General features: G+C 64.3%; 23 protein-coding genes and 1 pseudogene. 10 read left to right on the forward strand and 14 right to left on the reverse strand.

Annotation, left to right across the window (positions count from 1 at the left end; genetic code table 11):
- Positions 1–114 precede the first annotated feature (114 nt).
- The 4 genes from ABIB66_RS34085 to feoB all read left to right on the forward strand — a co-directional run bounded on the left by ABIB66_RS34085 (position 115) and on the right by feoB (position 2,874).
- On the forward strand, positions 115–303 hold the full coding sequence (locus ABIB66_RS34085) for a DUF4169 family protein (protein WP_354205453.1): 189 nt from the start codon (positions 115–117) through the stop codon (positions 301–303).
- Entirely contained in the window at positions 300–554 is a 255-nt protein-coding gene (locus ABIB66_RS34090; protein WP_007600962.1) for a ribbon-helix-helix domain-containing protein, read from the forward strand. Before ABIB66_RS34085 ends, ABIB66_RS34090 begins: the two co-directional genes overlap by 4 nt.
- A 152-nt stretch (positions 555–706) precedes the next feature.
- The gene (locus ABIB66_RS34095; protein WP_007600961.1) at positions 707–982 is read left to right on the forward strand and encodes a FeoA family protein; all 276 of its coding nucleotides are present in this window, start codon (positions 707–709) and stop codon (positions 980–982) included.
- A 20-nt stretch (positions 983–1,002) separates the two neighbouring features.
- Positions 1,003–2,874 carry a ferrous iron transporter B gene (gene feoB, locus ABIB66_RS34100; RefSeq protein WP_275173484.1) on the forward strand — a complete coding sequence of 624 codons (1,872 nt, stop codon included), beginning with the start codon at positions 1,003–1,005 and terminating at the stop codon, positions 2,872–2,874.
- A gap of 226 nt (positions 2,875–3,100) precedes the next feature.
- On the opposite strand, the gene ABIB66_RS34105 is transcribed toward feoB, so the two are convergent.
- Positions 3,101–4,276 carry a GAF domain-containing sensor histidine kinase gene (locus tag ABIB66_RS34105; RefSeq protein ID WP_354205450.1) on the reverse strand — a complete coding sequence of 392 codons (1,176 nt, stop codon included), beginning with the start codon at positions 4,274–4,276 and terminating at the stop codon, positions 3,101–3,103.
- Positions 4,277–4,417: 141 nt separating this feature from the next.
- Here ABIB66_RS34105 and ABIB66_RS34110 point away from each other — a divergent pair.
- Positions 4,418–4,552: pseudogene (locus tag ABIB66_RS34110) on the forward strand (GNAT family N-acetyltransferase); the annotation flags it as partial.
- Between the two features lie 33 nt (positions 4,553–4,585).
- Here the strand turns inward: ABIB66_RS34110 and ABIB66_RS34115 are convergent.
- From ABIB66_RS34115 to soxC, 4 genes are read right to left on the reverse strand one after another with little or no spacing between them, the layout of a single operon-like run.
- Positions 4,586–4,939: a hypothetical protein gene (locus ABIB66_RS34115; protein WP_354205448.1), complete on the reverse strand. Its 354-nt coding sequence runs from the start codon at positions 4,937–4,939 to the stop codon at positions 4,586–4,588.
- Positions 4,940–4,984: 45 nt separating this feature from the next.
- A complete protein-coding gene (locus tag ABIB66_RS34120; RefSeq protein ID WP_007600956.1) occupies positions 4,985–5,455 on the reverse strand; it encodes a DUF302 domain-containing protein in 471 nt (156 codons plus the stop codon).
- 10 nt (positions 5,456–5,465) lie between these two features.
- Positions 5,466–6,014 carry a c-type cytochrome gene (locus ABIB66_RS34125; protein WP_275173477.1) on the reverse strand — a complete coding sequence of 183 codons (549 nt, stop codon included), beginning with the start codon at positions 6,012–6,014 and terminating at the stop codon, positions 5,466–5,468.
- On the reverse strand, positions 6,001–7,272 hold the full coding sequence (soxC, locus tag ABIB66_RS34130; RefSeq protein ID WP_354257659.1) for a sulfite dehydrogenase: 1,272 nt from the start codon (positions 7,270–7,272) through the stop codon (positions 6,001–6,003). Before soxC ends, ABIB66_RS34125 begins: the two co-directional genes overlap by 14 nt.
- Positions 7,273–7,433: 161 nt before the next feature.
- Here soxC and ABIB66_RS34135 point away from each other — a divergent pair, with 161 nt between their 5' ends.
- The gene (locus tag ABIB66_RS34135) at positions 7,434–7,931 is read left to right on the forward strand and encodes a GNAT family N-acetyltransferase (protein WP_354205443.1); all 498 of its coding nucleotides are present in this window, start codon (positions 7,434–7,436) and stop codon (positions 7,929–7,931) included.
- Positions 7,932–7,946: 15 nt separating this feature from the next.
- Here ABIB66_RS34135 and ABIB66_RS34140 read toward each other — a convergent pair whose 3' ends face one another.
- From ABIB66_RS34140 to ABIB66_RS34160, 5 genes are all read right to left on the reverse strand, one after another.
- Positions 7,947–8,432: a YkgB family protein gene (locus tag ABIB66_RS34140; RefSeq protein WP_354205441.1), complete on the reverse strand. Its 486-nt coding sequence runs from the start codon at positions 8,430–8,432 to the stop codon at positions 7,947–7,949.
- Between the two features lie 347 nt (positions 8,433–8,779).
- Positions 8,780–9,022 carry a hypothetical protein gene (locus ABIB66_RS34145; RefSeq protein WP_275173462.1) on the reverse strand — a complete coding sequence of 81 codons (243 nt, stop codon included), beginning with the start codon at positions 9,020–9,022 and terminating at the stop codon, positions 8,780–8,782.
- Positions 9,023–9,041: 19 nt separating this feature from the next.
- Positions 9,042–10,157 carry a DUF2336 domain-containing protein gene (locus ABIB66_RS34150; protein WP_354205438.1) on the reverse strand — a complete coding sequence of 372 codons (1,116 nt, stop codon included), beginning with the start codon at positions 10,155–10,157 and terminating at the stop codon, positions 9,042–9,044.
- Positions 10,158–10,311: 154 nt separating this feature from the next.
- Positions 10,312–13,971: an AsmA family protein gene (locus tag ABIB66_RS34155; protein ID WP_354205436.1), complete on the reverse strand. Its 3,660-nt coding sequence runs from the start codon at positions 13,969–13,971 to the stop codon at positions 10,312–10,314.
- A 139-nt stretch (positions 13,972–14,110) separates the two neighbouring features.
- The gene (locus tag ABIB66_RS34160; protein ID WP_354205434.1) at positions 14,111–15,340 is read right to left on the reverse strand and encodes a cytochrome P450; all 1,230 of its coding nucleotides are present in this window, start codon (positions 15,338–15,340) and stop codon (positions 14,111–14,113) included.
- A 129-nt stretch (positions 15,341–15,469) separates the two neighbouring features.
- On the opposite strand from ABIB66_RS34160, the gene ABIB66_RS34165 reads away from it, so the two are divergent.
- Both ABIB66_RS34165 and ABIB66_RS34170 read left to right on the forward strand, forming a co-directional pair.
- The gene (locus ABIB66_RS34165) at positions 15,470–16,081 is read left to right on the forward strand and encodes a TetR/AcrR family transcriptional regulator (protein WP_354205432.1); all 612 of its coding nucleotides are present in this window, start codon (positions 15,470–15,472) and stop codon (positions 16,079–16,081) included.
- 185 nt (positions 16,082–16,266) lie between these two features.
- A complete protein-coding gene (locus tag ABIB66_RS34170) occupies positions 16,267–16,803 on the forward strand; it encodes a hypothetical protein (protein WP_354205430.1) in 537 nt (178 codons plus the stop codon).
- Here the strand turns inward: ABIB66_RS34170 and ABIB66_RS34175 are convergent.
- Entirely contained in the window at positions 16,767–17,186 is a 420-nt protein-coding gene (locus ABIB66_RS34175; protein WP_354257662.1) for a hypothetical protein, read from the reverse strand. The two genes, ABIB66_RS34170 and ABIB66_RS34175, sit on opposite strands and share 37 nt — an antisense overlap.
- A 53-nt stretch (positions 17,187–17,239) precedes the next feature.
- On the opposite strand from ABIB66_RS34175, the gene ABIB66_RS34180 reads away from it, so the two are divergent.
- Positions 17,240–17,662: a hypothetical protein gene (locus ABIB66_RS34180; RefSeq protein WP_018454312.1), complete on the forward strand. Its 423-nt coding sequence runs from the start codon at positions 17,240–17,242 to the stop codon at positions 17,660–17,662.
- A 76-nt stretch (positions 17,663–17,738) separates the two neighbouring features.
- Here ABIB66_RS34180 and ABIB66_RS34185 read toward each other — a convergent pair whose 3' ends face one another.
- The 3 genes from ABIB66_RS34185 to ABIB66_RS34195 all read right to left on the reverse strand — a co-directional run bounded on the left by ABIB66_RS34185 (position 17,739) and on the right by ABIB66_RS34195 (position 20,364).
- Entirely contained in the window at positions 17,739–18,194 is a 456-nt protein-coding gene (locus ABIB66_RS34185; protein ID WP_354205426.1) for a hypothetical protein, read from the reverse strand.
- Positions 18,195–18,325: 131 nt separating this feature from the next.
- Positions 18,326–19,699, reverse strand: coding sequence for an HD-GYP domain-containing protein (locus tag ABIB66_RS34190; protein WP_354205424.1), 1,374 nt, complete (start codon positions 19,697–19,699; stop codon positions 18,326–18,328).
- 176 nt (positions 19,700–19,875) lie between these two features.
- The gene (locus ABIB66_RS34195; RefSeq protein WP_354205422.1) at positions 19,876–20,364 is read right to left on the reverse strand and encodes a MarR family winged helix-turn-helix transcriptional regulator; all 489 of its coding nucleotides are present in this window, start codon (positions 20,362–20,364) and stop codon (positions 19,876–19,878) included.
- A gap of 115 nt (positions 20,365–20,479) precedes the next feature.
- Here ABIB66_RS34195 and ABIB66_RS34200 point away from each other — a divergent pair, with 115 nt between their 5' ends.
- A complete protein-coding gene (locus ABIB66_RS34200) occupies positions 20,480–21,394 on the forward strand; it encodes an alpha/beta fold hydrolase (protein WP_354205419.1) in 915 nt (304 codons plus the stop codon).
- Positions 21,395–21,401: the final 7 nt, after the last annotated feature.

The raw sequence follows: 21,401 nt of genomic DNA on the forward strand, positions 1-21,401 counted from the left end.
GGGTCGATTGACGAGGACAAGCGAATGGCGATCAAGTCTCATTGGGCGCAGTGCGGCGCACAGTTTCTGAATGTTTCATCCTGCCCACGGAGGATCGGATGATGGAGACGCGACATGGCGAACGTCATCAACCTGAATCGTTTCCGGAAGCGCGCCGAGCGGCAAGCCACGGCGAAGCAGGCGGACGCCAACCGAACGAAGTTCGGCCGCACGAAGGCGGAGCGGTCGGCGGAGGAGACGCGCGCGGACCAGGCGAAGGCGCACCTGGACCAGCACCAGATCGATCGCGAGGAGCAGCCATGAAGTCGCCCGTCGTGAAACGGTCGATCGTCGTCGCCGGTCACAAGACCAGCGTCAGCCTGGAAGAGGCGTTCTGGAACGGCATGAAGGAGATCTCGGGCCTGCGCAACATGACGCTGTCCGAGCTGGTCGGCGAGATCGACGGCAACCGCCAGCAGGGCAATCTGTCCTCGGCGATCCGCCTGTTCGTGCTCGACTACTTCAAGAGCCGCGCCATGGCCGCCATCCAGGCGGAAAAGGTCCCGGCCCAGTAGCCGACTTTGCGCCGATCCTTGGCGCTCATCTTGGCGCCGATCCCGGCGCCAATCGCCTCCGTCACGAAGCTGGTACTTTAAAATCACTCTAAGGTGCAGTTTCAGCGACCGAGCGCGCTTGACCTCGATGCCCTGCGTTGAAAATACAGGGCATGACCGACATCCATGATACGCGTCCGCAGATGCCGCTGGGCTTGGCCCAGCGCGGCTATACCGGCGTCATCCAGCACCTTTCCCCCAAGGACGCGGGCTCGGCGCTCTCGGACATCGAGCTCGAGAGCCGGCTGATCGAGCTCGGCTTCGTCGAGGGCGCCCGGGTCGAGGTCCTGCACGAGGGGCTGGTCGGGCGCGATCCGATCGCGGTACGGGTCGACAGCATCACCATCGCGGTCCGCCGTCGCGAAGCCATGGCCATTATCGTCGCCTGAAGCGACCGGACCCCAATTCCATGGAATTGCCCCTACTTCATCTCGCCCTGGTGGGCACGCCAAACAGCGGTAAGACCTCGCTGTTCAATGCGCTGACCGGCAGCCGGCAGAAGGTCGCGAACTATCCCGGCGTCACCGTCGAGCGCAAGGAAGGCTTCTTCGTCACGCCGTTGGGCCGCCAGGTCTCCGTGGTCGACCTGCCCGGCACCTATTCGCTGCGCGGCCGCAGCCCGGACGAGGAGATCACCCGCGACTTCGTGCTCGGCAAGGCCACCGGCGAGACCCTGCCCGACCTTGTGCTGTGCGTGGCGGATTCGACCAATCTGCGCCTGACCATCCGCCTGCTGCTGGAGCTCAAGCGCACCGGCCGGCCGATGATCCTCGTGCTCAACATGTTCGACATCGCGACCCGCCGCGGCATCACTGTCGACGTCGCGCGGCTCGCCAAGGAGCTCGGCGTGCCCGTGGTCACCTCGATCGCGGTGCGCAAGGGCGGCACGGCCGACCTGCTGTCGCTGACCGACGAGATTTCGGCAAAGCTCGCCGCCGAGCCGGGAGAGAATAATTGGCGGGCGCTCAGCGTGGCCGATCTGCGCGCCACCCAGCGCGAAGCCGACCGCATCATCGCCGACTGCGTCAGCCTGCCTGCTCGCCCCGACACCTGGACCGCGCGGATCGACGCGATCGTGCTGCATCCCGTCGGCGGGCTGATCGTGCTCGCGGCCATCCTGTTCGTGATGTTCCAGGCGGTGTTCGCCTGGGCGCAGCCGCTGATGGAGCTGCTCAATTCGGGTTTCGACTCCCTCGGTGAGTTCGTGCACGCCACCCTGCCCGCCGGCCTGCTGCAGAGCTTCCTTCAGAACGGCGTGATATCAGGCGTCGGCAGCGTCATCGTGTTCCTGCCGCAGATCATCATCATCTTCCTGTTCATCCTGCTGCTGGAAGATTTCGGCTACATGGCGCGTGCCGCGTTCCTGATGGACCGCATCATGGGCGGCGCCGGCCTGCACGGCCGCGCCTTCATTCCGCTGCTGTCGAGCTTTGCCTGCGCCATCCCCGGCATCATGGCGACGCGCGTGATCGACAACAAGCGCGACCGGTTGACCACGATCCTGATCGCGCCGCTGATGACCTGCTCGGCGCGCATTCCCGTCTACACGCTGATCATCTCCGCCTTCATTCCGGCCAGGGACGTCTGGGGCTTCATCAACCTCCAGGGCCTGGTGATGTTCGGCCTCTATGCCATCGGCATCGCCAGCGCACTTGCCGTCTCGTTCCTGATCAAGTTCTTCATGCTGCGCGACTATGCGCCGGCGCCGTTCATGCTGGAGCTGCCGGACTACAAGATGCCGCGGCTGAAATCGATCGCGATCGGCGTCTATACGCGGGCCAAGATGTTCCTGCACCGCGCCGGCACCACGATATTCTCGATGATGGTGCTGATCTGGTTCCTGGCCTCGTTCCCGCAGCCGCCCGCGGGCGCAACCGAGCCGGCGATCGACTTCAGCCTGGCCGCGATCATCGGCAAGGCGCTCGAGCCGCTGCTGGCGCCGGTCGGCTTCAACTGGCAGATCGCGGTCGCGCTGATCCCCGGCATGGCGGCGCGCGAGGTGGCGGTCGCGGCGCTCGGCACCGTCTATGCGATCGAAGGCGGCAAGGAAGCGGCCGAGCAGATCGGCCAGGTGCTGGCGACGAAATGGTCGCTCGCGACCGCGCTGTCGATGCTGGCCTGGTACATCTTCGCCCCGCAATGCGCATCCACGCTCGCCGTGATCCGGCGCGAGACCGGAAGCTGGACCTGGATGGCTGTCACCTTCTTCTACATGCTGGTGCTGGCCTACGCCGCGAGCCTTCTGACCTACAATGTCGCGCTCGCGTTCGGGGCGGGGTAGCCCCTCTCGAAACTCAAAAACGCGAAAACAACCCCATGCACAGTAGACCGACGCTGTGAGATCAATGGGTTACGCGTGTGCTAAATCAGCTGACCGTAGCTGGCCCGACCCAACGCCGGCACACAAGGCCAGTTGCGCCGTCGGGCAAAACAGGCGCATGATGGCATTGTTCGAGAATTGGCCAGACGCTCGGTGACGGCTAGGTACCGGAGCGTGGCACGCCTTCTCAGCCACTGGCCTGTCTCGCCGGGAACGACGCGGTGAAAACCGTTTCATCCCGCATCGACAACGCGGCGATCAATCCACCATGGGCGCGCGCGATCTCCTGGGCGATGTACAATCCGAGCCCAAGCCCTTTCTGGTTCGGCAGAACGTCGCCACGATCGAACGCAGTGAAAAGGCGCGGGATCGCATCAGCCGGAATTGGCGCGCCTTTGTTGATAACGCTGATGTCGAAGCCGGCTTCGGTCGTCTGCGCCAGCACCCTGATCGGCTCGTCGGCGGCTCCATAAGAAATCGCGTTGCCGAGAAGATTGGACAGCATCTGACCTATGCGGCCGGCATCGATCCTCACACTCACCGGAACGTTGACCACCGTTTCAATAACGCGATCCGGATGCACGTATTCGAACTCCGCGACAATCTGCTTGATGACAGGCTCGAGCGGCTGTTCTTTCAGCTTGAGCTGCATCCCGGAGCCGAGCCGCGCGCGGGCGAAGTCCATGACATTGTCGATCAGGCCCGCCATCCGGGCCACGCTTCCCTGCAGCAGGTTGATCCAGCTCTTCCCCTCGTCATCGACCTTCTTGTTCAGAAGCCGCAGCCCGCCCTGGATCGAGGCAAGAGGGTTTCTGAGGTCGTGACCGAGCACGGCGATGAACTGCTCGCGCAGTTCGGCATTGCGTTGTTCCAGCGCGAGCCTGTTCTCGATCAGCTCGACGCGCTCGGCCGCGTCGAGGTGAGACGCGATCAGCTCCGCAAAAAGCTTGAACATGCCGATGATCTCGGGGGTCCGAAGCTTGCGCGGCTTCGGATCGATGGCGCAAAGAGTTCCGAAGAATGAACCGTCGGGAAGAATGATCGGCACGGAGATGTAGCTTTGGAAGCCATATTGCGCAGGTGTGTGATGCGTGCAGTACGCGGCGTCTTCGCTGACATTCTCGATGACGACGGCGTCACGGCTCTGCCGGATCTCATGGCAGATCGTGGTCTCGACCTTGAGCTCGTCACCGGGTTTCAGCCCGAACGCAAGCTCGTCACGCGAGGCACAGGTGATCCACCTGTCCTCGGTGACGCGGGCAACGGCGGTAAACCCCATGCCGGTGGTCCGGCTGACCACGTCCAGGATGGTCGAAACCGCAGCGATTCCGCTGACCCTGGCTATGTCGCGCTCGAAATCCATTGCCACTCCGCTTCAGAACATTCGCTGGAACCGTACCCCCCAACGAAGCGCGTCCTCGCAATGGTAAAAAGCACTGACAGCCAAGTTATTCCGCGTCAATGTTGCTCGACGCCTCGCCTTGGAAGCGGCTATCTGTTCCCAATGGAACACTTCAGCACGGCTAGGCTAACCGCCGAGAGGCTTCGTGAAGATCACCTGGCCGACCTCGTCGCGTTGCATCTCGATGCCGAGGTGTCCCGATATTTCGGCGGCGTGCGTCCGGCGGAGAGGACGAAGCCCCCCCCCCGGGATTCGAAGCGAGCATCCGGCTCAGCGTACTCGCTCGGTGCGTTCGCTCGGTGTGGTGGAGCCTGAGCTGACGCCTTCTTGGTCCGACTCGCTCTCCGGCTCCCGGATCAGCACCGCCGGTTCGTCATAACCCTTGCGGCTGCTGTAGAACACCAGCGCCATCAAGCCGATGCCGACCACCAGCGAAAACACGACACCGAGCACCAGTGCGACATAGCCCGACGCTGGCACCTCCGTTGTCGTGCTGAACCAGCCGAGATAGCCGAGCGCGCCGGCACCGACGAGGAGGGCGCATAACACCGCTATGACCGCCCATCTGGCGATCTTGCCGTCCCCGGGAGCGGGTGATTCCGGTTGCCCGTCTGTGCTGTTCATGGATCTCTCCTCATGGCGCACGCGTCGCGCGGTCGTCCCATTGCGCTAGGGGGCGGTGACCTTGGTCGCGATCGCGTGCAGGGCCGCCGTCATAGCGACAATTGCAGCCTTGGCCGGCTCGCCGATGCCATGACGCCCGGCGATATACGCCGGATCATTGTAGGACAGCCAGGTCGCGCCTTGTTCGTCCTGCCAGACCAGCGCCTTCAGCGGCAGATCGATGCCGCTGGTCTGCGACTGCTGCATCAATGGCGTACCACCCCTTGCGTTCCCGAAGATGATGAGATTGGTCGGGCGCAACGGCAGGCCGGCAGCAGCGGCGCCCGCGGCATGATCGACATGGGCGAATATAGTGAGGCCCTTGGCCGTCACCTCGGCTTCCAGCCGCTTCATCGTCTCTTCAGGGCCGAAACTGCTCCTGATCGTGATCAGTCCGTCGACGGCCATTGCTTGGGTCTCCCATAAACATGTCGCAGCAACCAGGACGAGGATCTTGAGCAGCGCCGAAACCCTCATGATCACACGCTCATTTCTTGCGGAATAGTTTTGCCGGATCGAATTCCGGGTCCGGAATGAAGCCGTCGCGGTTGGGCATCTTGATCTTCGGCAAGCTGTCCTTATCAACCTTGCCGTCGGGGGGAACGATGCCATTCAGACTCAGGATGTAGGCGGTGACGGCATAGGTGTCGTCGGTGCTGAGCGAACCCGGTGTGGGATATGGCATCGCGCGGTGGATGTAGTCGTACAAGGTCGTCGCATAGGGCCAGAAGCTGCCGACGGTCTTGACCGGCGCGCTGGAGGCGAGTGTGCCCTGCCCACCGGCCAGACGATCCTTGATCCCGCCCTGGCCGTTGTCGCCATGACAGGCCGTGCAATTGTCGGCGAAGACCTGCTTACCCTGCGCAACCGTGCCGCTGCCGACAGGCAGCCCCTTGCCATCGGGTGTTACGTCGATGTCCCATAGCTTGATCTCCTCCGGAGTCGCGGGACGGCCGAAATCGAATGCAGATGCGGGCGCCGCGAGCAGGCCGAGCGCGAGAGCCGCAGCAACAAGCCGATTATTATGCGAGGACATTGCGGACCCTCCCGGCCTCGTCGATGCTCCAGGTCTGCTGGGCGTTGTAGTGGAACAGCGCATTGGTCCCCATCGCAGCGATGAAGGACTGCCGGTCCGGCTGAACATTGCCTTGCTCGTCGGTCGCGCGGCTCACGATCCTTGTCGGCTTACCGTCCCAGACCCAATCCATCTGAAATCGAACCTGGGCCTTCGACAGCACCGGCTGATTCAGCTGCGCCTGTTTCCAGATTTTCGCGCCGTCAGTCGATATCTCGACCCTGGCGATCTTGCCATGGCCGCTCCAGGCGAGACCGGAGATAATGTTGTAGCCGGGCTGGATCTGCATCGTGCCCGAGGGCTGTGTGATGACGGAGTTGGTTTCCATCCTCAGCTGGAACTGGCGGGCCTTGCCGTTGGCGAGCAGCTGCGTGTAGCGCGCTGTCTCCCAGCGGGTCATCCAGGGCTCAGTGCCAAACTTGAGGCGGCGCAGCCATTTGATGTTGAGGTTGCCCTCGAAACCCGGCATCACCAGTCGCATTGGAAACCCGTGCGCGGGGCGCAGTGGTTCGCCGTTCTGACCGTAGGCGACAAAGGCCTCGTTCACGATTTCGTCGGTCAACGGAATGCTGCGGTCGACGCCCGCGCCGTCGCCTCCCTCCGCGAGCATCCAATTCGAGTTCTTCTCCTTGCCCGCGAGACCAATGAGGAACTTCAGCGGAACGCCAGTCCACTCATTGGTGCTGACGAGGCCATGCGTGTTCTGCACCGTCAGGTCAGGGTCTGCCTTCTTCCAGTTTTCCCAGCCGTTTCCGGTGCATTCGATAAAGACCACGCGCGTGACGGACGGCATCCGCTTGAGATCGTCGACGCTGAACACCAGCGGCTTCTGAACCAGGCCATGGATGAGCAGACGGTGCTGCGCCGGATCGATGTCCGGCACCCCGGAATGGCTGCGCTCGTAATGCAGATCGGTTGGCGTGATGTTGCCCACCAGCTTCTGATGCGGCGTCTTGGAGTTGATGGCATCACTGGGGTCGACGTTGCGCTTGCCTGGTGTTGCCTCGGGAATGCGATCGATCTTGACGAAGCGCGATCGTTCGCTGTGAGCACCGAGATCGGCGCCGGGCCCGCGATCAGGGATTTCGGCCAGGGTTTGCGCCGCCGCCGCTTCGGTCGCAACCGCCCCCAGAACGCCCGCCGACAGGCCTCCCACGAAACCGCGGCGCGAGACGCTCGCGGGCCGTTGCAGTGATTCGATTTGCGTTTTGGACGTCATGCAATCTCCGTCGAGCTTCGTGCTTGTTTGGGAATTCCACCGCTTTTCCATGGAGACATTGACCGGATGCCGCCGAAATTGCCCGTTAGGATGTGTTAGAAATCATGAGGGGCGGCGAAGGCGCGCATCTTGCCCTGCTCCGAAAACGGCTATCCGGGTCCATGGATCATTTCAGCACAGAGAACCTGACTGCCGAGAGGCTTCGTGAGGATCACCTCGCGCACCTCGTCGCATTGCATCTCGATGCGGACGTGTCGCGCTATCTCGGCGGCGTCCGTTCGGCGGAGAGGACCAAGACCTATATCGATGCGAATATCGCGCATTGGGACCAGCATGGCTTCGGGCTGTGGGTGCTGCGAACGAAAGACGGGGCATTCGCCGGGCGAGCGGGCATCCGGCACATCCTGGTGGACGAAATCGACGAGATCGAGATTGCCTATGCGTTCAAGCGCGAATTCTGGGGCCGCGGACTTGCAAGCGAGATCGCCACGGCGCTGACGGATATCGGACTGTTACACTACGAGCTACCGTCCCTCATCGGCCTGGTCTATGTCGGCAATGGCGCATCGCGCCGCGTCCTGGAGAAGTCCAACTATCTCCTCGAGCAAACCACGTTCCGTCACGGCGAAGACGTCGTGATCTACCGGATTCGGCGGTGAGAGACGGCCTGGCGATCACCCGGTGCGCAGGCGGACAACCGATTGCGGCAGGGAGGCCAGAAACAACACCGCGCAAACGCACAGCAGGACGATGTCCTTGAACAGAAATTCGCCGGTCAGATTCCACGCCATCGGATCGGATGAAAGGCTCCATTTGACGACGCCCGGGGTCGTGAAGAAGAACGACCAGGTGATCGCGAAGGTCACCATGCCCATCAATGAACCGAGGGCGGACGAAACCGGGCTGAAGCTGCCGGCCGCGAGCAGCGCCGCGATCACGAATTCAGCAACACCGAGGACATAGGCCTCTCCCCTCAGGCCGAACACCGACAGCCAGGAGATGAACGGGCTGTTGCTGATGAACTGCGCGATGCCCTGCGCGGATTGCGGCGTGAATTTCTGCATGCCGAACGATACGAATATGATCACCATGACCCAGCGGAGAAGTGCGAGAGGGCGATAGGAACCGCCCCCGACCTCAGCGATGTTGAACTCTTTCATCCGACCATGTCTCCCCGGTTTCACATCCATCAGCTCTGCGAGACTACGCTCGCTGAAGGCTGTACGAAGGAGAGCTTCCGGCGTTACCCGCGTCGGCAAGTTCCGGAGATCACAGCTGCGTGCGATGCGTGTGTCCGCGTGGTGGCCGCGCAGGCTGGGACTGCGCTGCTGTCGGCGAGGTAATGTGCCATCGAAGGAGCGACGGCGGTGCCCTGCTCTCCGTCATTGCGAGCACAGCGAAGCAATCCAGACTGCCGCCGCGGAAAGAGTCTGGATTGCTTCGCTGCGCTCGCAATGACGGTGTGGAAGCGGCGCTATCGCCCGGTTGGAGCGGACGCCTACGAGTCTTACCTGAAATACCCCAACACGAGATCGACATCCGCGCTGCCGGCCGCCGTGCCGTTCAGCTCGGCGTCGAGGACGCGACGGCAAGCCTCGATCGCGGCATGATCACCGAGATCGTTGGCGGCTTCCAGCACGAGCCAGGCGGCATCGACCGAGGCCTGGTCCGCTGCTCCGCCGCCGATCTCGCCGGCTGCGGCCTTGTTGAGGTTCTTCTTGCGAACGGCGGTGCCGAATTGAGGCAACATTGCAGATACTCCCTCTCGCTCAGTGTACCTGGAGCTCGGGCTGACGGCCCGCGTCGGCACCCGCGGTCTTGCGCGACTGGTAGAATTTCAAGACGCTGCGCGAGGTCTCGATCTTGAGCTTGCCGAAATCGCGCTCGTTGTCGTGGAGCTCGCGCGCCGTGATCAGATGATCCTTGGCGCCGAGGAACAGCAGCGACATCGTGGTGTCCCAGGAGAAATCGAGGGCCTTGCACAGCACCAGGATCATCTCGCGATTGCGGTCCATCATCGCCCGCTCGATCACGTCGACCGGCAGCGACGACAACAGCGACAGGCCGATCTGCACCTCGTCGAAGCGATGCTGGCGCGCATAGTTCGAGATCGAGTCCTGGTTGAGGTTGCCCTGCCGGTACTGCGTCGTCACCACGCGCTTGGCGACGAAATAGCTGCGCGAGGACGGCCCGAACTTGGATTGCAGGTCGCCGGTGACGTCGCTTACCGAGCTCTGGATCTGCGCCATCATTTCGGGGCGCTCGTGCTCGAGCCGGCGGCGGACGTCCTCCGACGCCTTCGAGATCAGCTGCTGGAAGATGTGGCGCGGCACGTCCTTGCGCAAGCCAAGCTGCTCGGCAAGAATCGAGTCACCCTCGGCGCGGCGGACCATGTGGAGCAGACCCGAACCGGAGAAGCGCGCGCCCTCGTTCCTGGCAACCGACGTCACGACCTCCTGGTCGCCGCGCTTGACGAGCACGTCGGTGACGGCCTCCCCGATCGACTTGCGCTGCGCGATCGCGAGCAGATGCAACTGGCTCTTGGTCATGGCGCTCTCGACCAGCAGCTTCTCGTCGAGACGATTGGAGTCGCGCAGTACGGGACCGGCGACCTCGATCTCGTCGGCGGTCGCGAGTTGCGCAATGACATTGAGCGGAGCGTGATCGCAGGCTGCCATGACCTCGGAGAGTTGCACGCGCGCAGCAACCTCGATCTCGTCGGCGAGCCGACCGATGACTTCGCCGAACGTGCTGATCTCGTCGTCGCTGTAGCGGCCGGTGATCAGAATGTCGGTCGCGTGCCACAGCGCCTTGGTCCGGCTTTCGTCGGTGCCGCGTGCGATCGCGTCGTCCAGATCCTGCAGAAGTGTTGTCGCGCCGTTCATCCCGATGACCCCAGTTCTTGGCTAGCCATCCTGCTTGTGCCGGCAGGACGCCGAGTTCCTCTGGGACCAGAGACTAGGGAACAAACGCGAGAATCCGGTAAAGTCGTCAGATCAGTTTTGCCGAGCAAAATTCGTTAAAAAGCCAGGGAAACAGTCAAGGATTCGACGGCGTCAGGACCAGCGGCGGCTTTGGCTTGGGCTTTGCGGGCGGCGGGCCGGGGGCCGGCCTGACGTCGATCGGCGGGGGCAACGGCGCGATCTGCGTGCTTGCGAGCGGCGGGCTTGTCAGTGGAGGGCTTGTGAGTGGAGGGCTTGGCGCTGCGGGAGCAGCCTGCGGCGCCTTCGGCGTCGGCGCAACCCTGATATCGGCCTTGGGTTTCGGCGGCGGCGCACGGCGCGGATCGCGGCCGGGCATCGGCACGTCCAGCAGCGACGGCTCCGGCGCCGGATCGGGCGAGACCAGCGTCGGCAGTGCGGCGGTGGCCGGCGGCGGCTCGCCGCGCTCGATGGCGTCCAGGCGGCGCGTCTCGCGGTCGATCGTGCGCACCGCGAGCCACGACGACAGCGGCCCGAGATCGACGGTGCGATTGAGCCTGTCGGGGGGACCGGCCGCGAACAGCTGGATTTCCGGCGGTGCGCCGGAGAGCCCGGTCATGATCGGCGTCAGGCTGGCGCGGATGTCGGCCTGGTCGGCGGGGATGTCGTAGCCGCCGGAGACGATGGCACGCGCGTTCTTCGCCTCCAGCGACGTTGCGCCGACGCGCAGGCGCCCGTCGCGGATCGTGAACGGGATCTGCGCCGAGGCCACTGCAATCGGACCCGCCGACAGTGCGGGCTCGACCAACTGCCGCAGCCGGTTGTCGTCGGCAACCTGGCCGCCGTCGCTGGCACGGATGGCGATCTCGAAGGCGCGCGGATTGAGGCCGGAGATTTCAGCGGATTCGAGCGTCACCGTGCCGTTTCCGGCGAGCGCGCCGGTGAGCGCCGCGACGCTGCGGCCCTGACTGGTCAGCGCCATCTGCGCCGAGGCGCGTCCCTTCGGCAGCGCGAGGTCGCGATAGCGTAGCGCCGCCGCGTCGACTTTGCCGAGCTCGATGCGCGCGTTCAACGTCAGACCATTGGCGCCATTGCGCGCATCGAGGCTCGCCGACATCTCGCCGCCGCCGACGCCGCCCTTCATTGCGTCGAGAGCGAGCGACTGACCGTCGCTCCGGATCGTGCCGCCGAAGGGGCGCAGCTCGATGCCGCCGGGCAACGTGCCGTGCAACGCCTGGAAGGCGACGCGGCCGCGCCAGCCGCCGAGAAGCCCGGCACTCAACGGCGCATTGGCATCGTGTCCGGCCGCGCCGATGGCCACCGCGAGCGCCGGCACGAGGTCGAGCGTATCGAGGCCGACTTCGCCGTCGACGGTCTTCTCCGGATCGAGCGTCACCGCCAGATGCCCCCGTAAATGCGATCCGGCCACGGTGCTGTCGAGATCGTTGAAGGTCAGGCGGTTGCCGGAGAGGCCGACGCGCGAGGATAGATTGACGCTCTGCACGGATTTATCGGCCGGGCTGGTCCCGAACAGCGGCGCCAGATTGGCATTGCGCACCCGCAAATTCACGCTGCCTTTCGGCTCCGACAATTCGACGTTGCCTTGTGCGTCCGCGTCCAGCCCGCCGCCGCTGAGCTTTGCATTCAATTGCAGCTGATGGCGCCACGCACCGCTCAAGCGGCCTTCGAACTGCGAAGCGCCCTCGCCTGCGGCCACCACGCGATCGAGCCCAAGCAACGCCAGCAGCGAACTGGCCTGCGGTGTCGAGACTTTCGAATCCAGCGTGAAGTCGCTGTTGCGCAAGCGGTCGATGTCGATGCCGTTGACGGCGGCCACCGGTGTCTGCGCGGCCAGCGTCGCGGTGGCCTTGAGCTGCGGCGCGTCGAGCTCGATCACCGCGCGCGCATCGTTGCGATCGGCGTGCTCGGCGTTCTTGTCGAGGCTGAGGTCGAGCTTGAGGCGGGTCGCACCTGGCAGCGTCGGGATGGCGTCGAAGCGCGCGCGCACCGAAGGCGCAAACGGCTCCATAAGTGCGGTGAGATCGCGCAGCGAATTGGCGGAGGATTTCAGCGCGAGCTTGCCCGTCGCCTTGGCGCGGTCGAAACTGCCGCTCGCTTCCGTGGTCACGCCACTGGCCTGGCCGAACCGCAATTGCTCCAGCGAGAGCGATGCGGGCCCGTAGCCGAGTTTCGCGGTGAACGGACGCAACTCCTGCCCGGCCGAGATCGCGCGGCCGATATCGAGCGAAAGCTTCGCTTCCTCCGGCCATTCGCCTTGCGGCCCCGAAAGCGCGCGCACAAAACTTGCGGCGGCATCGAGGTCGAGGCGGTCGGCCTTGAGCTCCGCGTCGATCCGCGAGCCCTTGCTCGCGCCGGTCTGGACGAAAGCGATGCGGCCTTCGACCGCGCCGCCCTCGATCTCGGCTTTCAGCCTGTCGATGGCGAAATGGTTGGCGGCGATGGTCACGTCGCCGGCAAGGCGCAGCGGCCGCGTGCTGCGGCGGTTGACCTCGTTGCGACCCTGGAGCCAGGCCACCAGCGTATCGGGATCGGAGGAATCGACGCTGAGGCGGCCGCTGAAACTGTCGGCGCCGGGTGTCGCACCGTTGAGCGAGAGCTGCGTCTGGCCCGGCGCGCGCAGCTCGAGCCGCTGGAAGGTCCAGGATCGTCCGTCGGTCGCAAGCTCGGCCGTGATGTTCTGGAGCGGACGGCCGCCGAGCATGATCTGGTCGGAGTTGAACTCGATCTGCGCCGGGATCGGCGCCTGCGGGATTGCGGCGAGCCCTGCGCGGAGCGCCGGGAGGATGCGCTGCGGCTCGCTAGCGTCTTTAGCCGTGAGCTTGTCGGCATCGACCTGGCGCGCAGACAGCACCGCACGCAGCAGCGGCGAAGCGCCGAACCTGATATCGCCTACGCCGCCGAGCTTCAGCGCGGTGTCTTCAGTGCCGAAGCTGGCGTCAACCTGCTCGAACTTGGCGCCGGCCGGATCGGCCTTGAGTTTTGTGGTGAGCTTCCAGGGCATCGGCCCCGCCTCGCCCGGCTTCTTCGGCGCCGGCACCGCGAGCGTCAGCGCGCCCTCGAATTTTGGCAGGCGGTTGTCGAAGGCAAGCACGCCTTCGAGATCGGCCAGGATGGCGCGCTCGCCGGGATCGATGTTGAGATGGAGGCGGGTGGCGTTGCCGTCGGCGCTCGGGCCGGAGGAGACGCGGAACGGATAACGGACGCCAGTGGCGGTGAAACTGCCGTCGCCCCGGACCGAGCCGGCCAGCGAGCGCACGTCGCCGGAGAAGGCGATGTCGTTGAGCTCCAGCGTCGAACGGCTGGCGGCATCATGCAGGGCGATGCGGCCGGTGAGGTTCAGCCGCTCGATCGCCAGCGAAGCCAGATTGAAGCTGCCGCTCGCGGTGGAGGGCAAATCGACCCGCCCGCGCGCGTCGAGGCCGAGATCGGCCGCCATGCCGTTGACCGAAAGCTCGGTGGCGCGCCATTCGCCGCGCATCAGGGAGCTCAGGCTGAACTCGACGTCGAGCTTGTCGGCGCGCAGGCGACCGAGATCGTTGTTGCCGCCGAAGGTGACCCCGCGCAGCCGCAGCGTCGGCGCCGGCAACAGCCGCGCGTCGAGCTCGCCCGCCACCCGCACCGGCACGCCGATGATCCTGCCGGCCTCCGCTTCGAACTGGGGCCTGAACTGGTTCCAGTCGACGAAGTAAGGCCCGATCAGAGCGGCCAGCAGCGCTAAGATAAAGGCAATCGCCAATCCGAGCAGCGTCGTCTGCACGGGTCTCCCCTCGGCCAAACCGGATGCGGGCCTTGCCTGAGCCGCAGGGCCTCAGACGTACCGGAACAGCCCCTTATATAGGGGGAAGTGTGGCGAAGTCACAGCGACTGTTGCGCGCGGAGGTTAACGCCGGCGGCTATCACCAGCTCGCAGGCAGCCGCTTCAGGCCGCGCAGCACGAAGGTCGGCCGCCATTCCGGGCTTTCGACGTCGTCGATGCGCAGATCCGGCAGCCGACGCAACAGCGTGGCGATGGCGATCTCGGCCTCGAGGCGGGCCAATTGGGCCCCCAGGCAGAAATGGATACCGCCGCCGAACGACAGCGGCCTCACATTCTGGCGGGTGACGTCGAGCCGGTCGGGGCGGTCAGGATAGACCGCCGGGTCCCGGTTGGCCGAGCCCAGCAGGCACAGCACGGTCTCGCCCTTCGGGATCTTGGCGCCGCCGACATCGTCGATATCCTCCAGCGCGACCCGCCCGGTCATTTGCACCGAGGAATCGTAGCGCAGAAATTCCTCGATCGCGCCCACCATTAGCTCCGGTCGCGCCTTCAATAGCGCGAGCTGGTCCGGATTGCGATGCAGCGCCAGCAGGCCGTTGCCGATCAGATTGACCGTGGTCTCGTGGCCGGCGCCGAACAACAGGATGATGTTGGCGGTCAGTTCCTCGTTGGTGAGCTTGTTGCCGTCTTCCTCGGCCTGCACCAGCTGGGTGATGAGATCGTCGCCGGGGTTGCGGCGGCGCAGCTCGAACAGCTGCTGGAAATACATCTGCGCCATCATGTTGCCGGCGTTGCCCTTGGCGATCTCCTCCGGCGAGAGCGGCACGGGGTCGAGCAGCCGTCCGCCGTCGCGCGAGCTGTTATAGAAAGTCTCGCGATGGTCCTCGGGGATGCCGAGCATGTCGCAGATGATGGTGACGGGCAGGCGGAAGGCGAAATCCTCGATCAGGTCCATGTGGCCGCGGTCGATCACGGCATCGATGGTCTGGTCGACGATCTCCTGGATGCGCGGCCGCATGTCCTCGACGCGACGGGCGGTGAAGGCCTTCACGACGAGACCGCGCAGGCGGGTGTGGTCGGGCGGATCGGCCTGCAGCATCCAGTGGCTCATGCTGCGGAAGACCGGCTCCTCCATGATCTTCTCGCTATAGCGTCGCTTGGAACGCTCGACGAAATCCTTGCCGAAGCGCTTGTCGCGCATCACGAGGCTGACATCGGCATGGCGGCTCGTGACGAACTGGCCGAACGGCGTCACGTGGATCGGATAGATCGCGCGGAGCCGGCCATAATGCGGATAGGGATCGCGGATGAAGTCCGGCGACAGCGGATTGAACAACGGACCGCCGGTGCCTTGCACGTGCTCGTTCATGGTGACCTCATATCGGTTGCCGCATGAATCGCATACGCCGGGCAGCCCCTCTTGCGCAGCGTAACCATCCCTGAATTATCAACTCGATACATTGTTGTATCGAGTTGCATTCTGCCCTAAACTGCTCCGATGTCAAGGGTGAGAACCAGGCCGACCAGGGACGACACGCGCGACAAGCTGTTCGAGGCGGCCGCGCGCGTGTTCGAGCAAGACGGCATCGGAGGCGCCAGCATCGAGGCGATCGCGGCGGCGGCCGGCTTCAGCCGCGGCGCGTTCTATTCCAACTTCAAGAGCAAGGACGAGCTGATCATCGCCATGCTCGAAGACCATGTCGCGCAGTCGATACGGCGCAACATGGACATCCTCGCGCAGCACGACAATCTCGACGACTTCATCGCCGCGCTGAAGGCGATGGATCGCGCGAGGCAGGATCCGCTCGGCCGCTCGCCTCTCCTCCACATGGAGATGATCCTGTTTGTCGCGCGCGCCGAGAAGCGTCGACCGGAGCTTGCAAAGCGCCTGCGCGCGCGGCGCAAGCTGGTCGCGGACATCGTCGAGGCTACGCTGAAGACCAACGCGAGGGGCGGCACGCTCAACCCGCCATGGATGGCCTCCGTCGTGCTGGCGCTGGAAGACGGCTTTCGTCTGCACCGCTTGATCGATCCGGAGACGACGCCGGCCGACAGCTTTCTGCGCGCGATCACGGATCTGCGGCGCAGGACGGGATTGTCGTCGGACTAGCGCGCCCTTTTTCGTAACTTCGCTGTTCCCGCTCGTCATCAGTCCGCTGCGCTTCGCAGCTGGAACCTGACCACGATCATACGCGCGCATTTTCCACATCGTCATACCGATCCAAGGAACGTTTCGGTGGCCTGCCACTTTATCCCGAGCCTGTTTTGGCAATTTGATCATTGGAGGAGACAGCGATGAGGATTCTGAAATTGTCTGCGGCCGCAGCTGCGCTGCTGGCCGGTACGGCGCTCGCCGTGGCGCAGTCGAGCTCGACCGTCGGCACTGGCGGCTCGTCAGCCGGCGGTGGCACCAGCAACTCGACCGTCGGCACGGGCGGTTCATCGGCGGGTTCGGGCAGCGGATCGGGCTCGGCCTCGACGCTTGGCACCGGCGGCTCGTCGGCCGGCGGCGGCACCAGCAGTTCGTCCGTCGGCACCGGCGGCTCTGCCGCGGGCTCCGGCAGCGGCTCAGGCTCCGCCTCGACGCTCGGCACGGGCGGCTCGTCGGCGGGCGGCGGCAAGAGCTCGTCCAGCGTCGGCACGGGCGGCTCTGCGGCAGGCTCCGGCTCCAACTCGGCATCGACAGTCGGCACCGGCGGCTCGTCCGCGGGCGGCGGCAAGAGCGGCTCGACTGTGGGAGCGGCCGGCTCCTCCGCGGGACATGCCAGCGACATGGGCATGGAAAAGGGCAAAGGTCACCACAAGGACGAGATGAAGAAGGACAAGGACTGACATCCCGGCCGGCGGAGCGGCAGCAATGCCGCTCCTTCGTCCTTCCTGAGGAGGACTGGCATGAACAGATCAATCGTTGCGATCGCAGTTTTGACTTTGATAAGCAGCGCCGCTGTGGGGGAAACCATGCAGAAAACCGGCAAGACCGCATCCGGCGAAACCTGCCGGGTCACGGTGGAAAAACATCCTGACGGCAGCATCACCGCGCTGGGATCATCGGGTTCGGGCACAACCGGCTCGACCTCATCGAGCGGCTCGCTGTCGAGCTCGAGCTCGGCCGGCGGATCGTCGGTGCACGTCCAGGCCGGTGGCGGCAACGTGTCGAGTTCGTCCTCGACCGCCGGCGGCCCCGGCTCGACCAGCGCGAGCACCGTCACGGTCAACGGCTGCACCATCTCGACATCGTCGCCATAGCAAAAGGATTTCACAGATGAGAATGTTGATCGCGACCTCGTCGGTCGCACTCCTGCTCGCCGCCGCCTCTCCGTTGTCGGCGCAAACCAGCATGACCGGCGGCACCGGGGGTTCGGCTGCGGCCGGCGGCACCTCGGCCAGCACGCTCGGCACCGGCGGCACGTCGACGTCGGGCTCTGGACAGACCGGCTCCTCGATTGCAGCCGGCGGCAGCGCCGCGTCCGCCAACGGCAAGGCGCAGTCCGGCACCAGCATGAACAAGGGCAATGGTCCGGTGCTCAATTCCAATGCGCGCGCGCAGGCGCATGAGGGTGGCACGTTCAGCCGCTCCCACACCCGCACGAAAGTGAAGGCGGGCGAGGAGGTCGGGTCCACCACCAAGACCATGTCGCACGTGCCAGGCTCCAAGCCGACCATGTCGACGACATCGACAAACGTGCGCTGAAACATCCTCACGACACTGCTGCCCGCAACCTGCGGGCAGTTTTTTCTTTGTGAGCAGGTTTTTCTTTGTGAACGGATCAACCGCCGCTCAGCGTGCGGCTGACGCGGGTCACGACAGCATCCCATTGCCGCTTCTCGGCGGCCGGGTAGTTGATCAGCACGCAATGCACGTAGCGGCGGCCAAAGTTGCAGCGGTCGTACCAGATCTTGCCGCCGCGGGTGCTGGAGACCACGAAGAAGCGCGGCGTGATCCGCTTGTAGGTAATGCCGGACGGCGGATTCTTTCGCGCCAGGAAAGCCGCCGGTGAGCTGCCTTCGTTCGGAACGGCCTGCACCGTCAAATCCGCACGGCCGTCGCTGGTCCGGTACTGCATGCCATAGCCGTCGGGGCGACCGGCTTGCTCTGTGAAGATGGACGAAGGGATGTCGACGCTGGTCCCGGTCTCGGGAATGCGATAGCCGCTCCAACTCTCCGCACCGGCAGCGGCCGGCAAGCTACCGAGCATCCCAAGGATGGTGGCGATCTTTTTCATCGTATGAACCGGTTTGCGCTCGACGGCCGACAACGTGGAGAAGCGCCGGACGTTCCTTTCCGCGACGTGAACGCGCGGTTGCTCCCGGTCGGCTCACCGGACGTTGCAAGCCGGATGACGCCGGACCCTCGTCAAGCCGCGAGCGTCTCGTCCACGCGTCCAAGAGCCCGGCGAATAGCCGCAAAGCAGTCCGCGTCGATCTGGGTGCCGACCATCTCCGACATGATCGCAAGAGCTTTCGTCACTGGCATCGCAGCCCGATACGGCCGTTCCGCGGTCAGCGCATCGAAGATATCCGCGGTCGTGATGATTCGGGTGTCCAGGCAGATCTGGTCTCCCGCGAGCCCACGCGGATAGCCTTTGCCGTCCAGCCGCTCGTGATGCGCCCCGGCGATCGGAGCGAGATCGCCAAACGCGCCGATGCGCGACAGGATCGCTTCCGAATGCGCGGAATGCTTGCGCATGATCTCCCATTCGAAGTCGTCAAGCTTACCCGGCTTGTCAAGGATTGCGTTGCTGACGCCGAGCTTGCCAATGTCATGCAGCAGCGCGGCACGCTTGAGCCAGCGTCGGCGCTCGGCAGTGAACTCCAGCTGCTCCGCGATCATGTCGGTAAAGAGCGTGACGCGTTCGCTGTGGCCGCTGGTGTAGGGACTTTTGGAATCGACCACCTGGGCAAAGGCCGCCGCGATGTCGTCCAGATAGTCCTCATCCACCGGCACGCTCGCCTGCTGCGGCAGCAGAGGAACAGTCTCGGGCCCGTCTTCAGTGCCAAGCATGTCCCAGAATCCAGGCTGCGCCGCGATGCGTTCAAAAGCGGCAACCAGGTCTGGATCGAACCAGCTGCCCGCTCGATTCCGGGCCTCACGAAGGGCGGCTTTGGGACCGTTCGCGATGTAGAACACATCGACCACCTGAGCCAACAAGGCGAGGCGGGAGTAAATCGGGATGGCCGCGCCGCGAATGCCGAGCGGCTTGCCGCCGCCATCCCAATGCTCATCGAGATTCTTGATGCCCTCCGCGACCGGTTCGGAGAAGCGCATCTTGCGGGCGATGTCGGCGCCGCGATGGCAGCGCGTCTCGATCAGTTCGCGAGCGATCTCGCCGCCGTTCTGGAAGATATTGACGATGGCGCGAAACCGTTCGGCCAGGCCGGCCTTCAGCCCGGTATGGCCCAGCACGAAGCGCAGCGCTTGCGGCAGGCTGCCGTCAATGAGCTTGAAGTCCTGTTTGAAGGAGAGATCATCGGTCAGATACAGCTCGCAGATGCGCGCAGCGTTGCTGCTGCAGCCGAGATCCTTCAGCAACAGGGCATAATAGAGTTCGACAAGTTCGTCTTCGCCGAGACCGATCTCCCTGCCGATCATGACGCCGATGCGGCTGCATCGCACGCAATGTCCGGCCGGCTGCCCCTCCGAGAGATCGAGCGCGTGGCTCAGCGCACCCAGCAATTCGGAAAGCGTGATCCGATGGAGCGGCTTGGGGGCGTGCGGGATCTGGTCCATTGACGGGGGTTCCGGGGCTGGTGCGGCCTGTTAACGACGCGGATCACATCACCAGCCGATCAACTGATCACCAGAGGATTAACAGGAGGTGGTTTGCGAGCGATCCGTCGATAGGAAGTCTCCGAGATCGCCCCCGCCTGCTCGGCAAAGTTCCGGGGCCATCGCGAGAGCGCCCACTAGCGAGCGCGTTTGCTCTTGTCCGTGGGCAAGGGGCAATTCGTACATACGCTGTCGTCGCACATGCGACAGATCGTGAAGCGATCCATCTCGGACGTATCCTGCCGAGCCAACAACTCATGGAGCAGCGCTTCGAGCCGTTTCGTTTCAGCCGGCGACAGCACATCCAGAAGCGACGCGACGGCCGAAATTCGCGACGTCATCAAGTCGTTGCGGGTTGCGGCGCCCTTCGCCGTCAGGTGCAGAGCAACCTCCCGGCCATCCTGTCCGGGCCGACGTTCGACCAGCTGATCCGATACCAGACGGTCCACCAGCCGGACCGTTCCCGAATGCGACAGGCCAAGGATCCGCCGCAGCTTGTCGTTTGTCATGCCCTGGCCATAGCCGATGACGACCAGTGCGGCAGGCGTCTCGCCGCCGCGGCCGATGACCTCGCGCGCGCCCTGCTCGATCCGATCCATGACGGCGAGCGAAAGCGCCCCCAGCAAATTTGCGATTCCAGTTTCCATGCGCCGACAATATGTGCGGAGCGCACAAAAAACAACTTGACCGATATGTGCGCTACGCACATATTCTGGATCGCGGGGCACGATGAGATGGAGAATGACGATGAATACTGGGAGCGCGGCACGACAAGCGAATGCCCAAGCGAATACCGGAGGCACTGAACCCGCCTTGAAATACGTGCGGGCGAACGGCGTGCGCTTCGCCTATCTCGAACAGGGCGACGGCCCTCTTGTCATGTTCCTGCACGGCTTTCCCGACAATGCCTGGTCGTATCGAAAGCAGCTGCAGGTCTTCGCGGATGCAGGTTATCGTGCGGTCGCGCCGTTCCTGCGCGGCTATGCACCGACCGAGATTCCAGCGGACGGCATTTTCGATCCCATCGCACTGGGCAAGGATCTTGAAGGCCTCATCGCTGCGCTGAGCGACGACGGACAGACACGCGTCGTTGGCATGGATTGGGGCGGCACGTCGACCTTTCAGGCGCTAGCCACGGCGCCATCGGCAATCAAGGCCGCCGTGGTCATGAACACCGCACATCCAATTACAATTTCGAGCATCAGACGGGATCCGGAGCTCGTTCGAGCCGTCTTCCATGTCTATTTTTTCCAGCTGCCCGGCGCGGTATCGGCGGTCAACACCGAGGGACTTCCCTTCGTCGACTATCTCTGGAAGCTGTGGTCGCCGACGTTCAACAATGCCGAGCATATTCGTTCGATCAAGGAGACGCTCAGCTCACCCGGCACGATGGCCGCAGCGCTTAAATATTACGGAGGCCTGACCGATGCGGGGCTCGCGGGCCGGCTGCCCATCAATGACATGCACACGCCGACGCTGACGATCTACGGCAGCAACGATCCGACAGCGAGGTACTCGGTCAAGGAGGAGCGTCTGTTCAAGGGGCCGCACAAGCGGATTGTCCTGCCCGATGTCGGCCACTTCCCGCACCTCGAGCGTGAGGACGAAGTCACCGGCCTGATCATGGACTGGTTCAAGACGCACGCGCCTGACTGAACGCAAC

The sequence above is a fragment of the Bradyrhizobium sp. F1.13.3 genome (assembly GCF_040548265.1).
Lineage (GTDB): Bacteria > Pseudomonadota > Alphaproteobacteria > Rhizobiales > Xanthobacteraceae > Bradyrhizobium.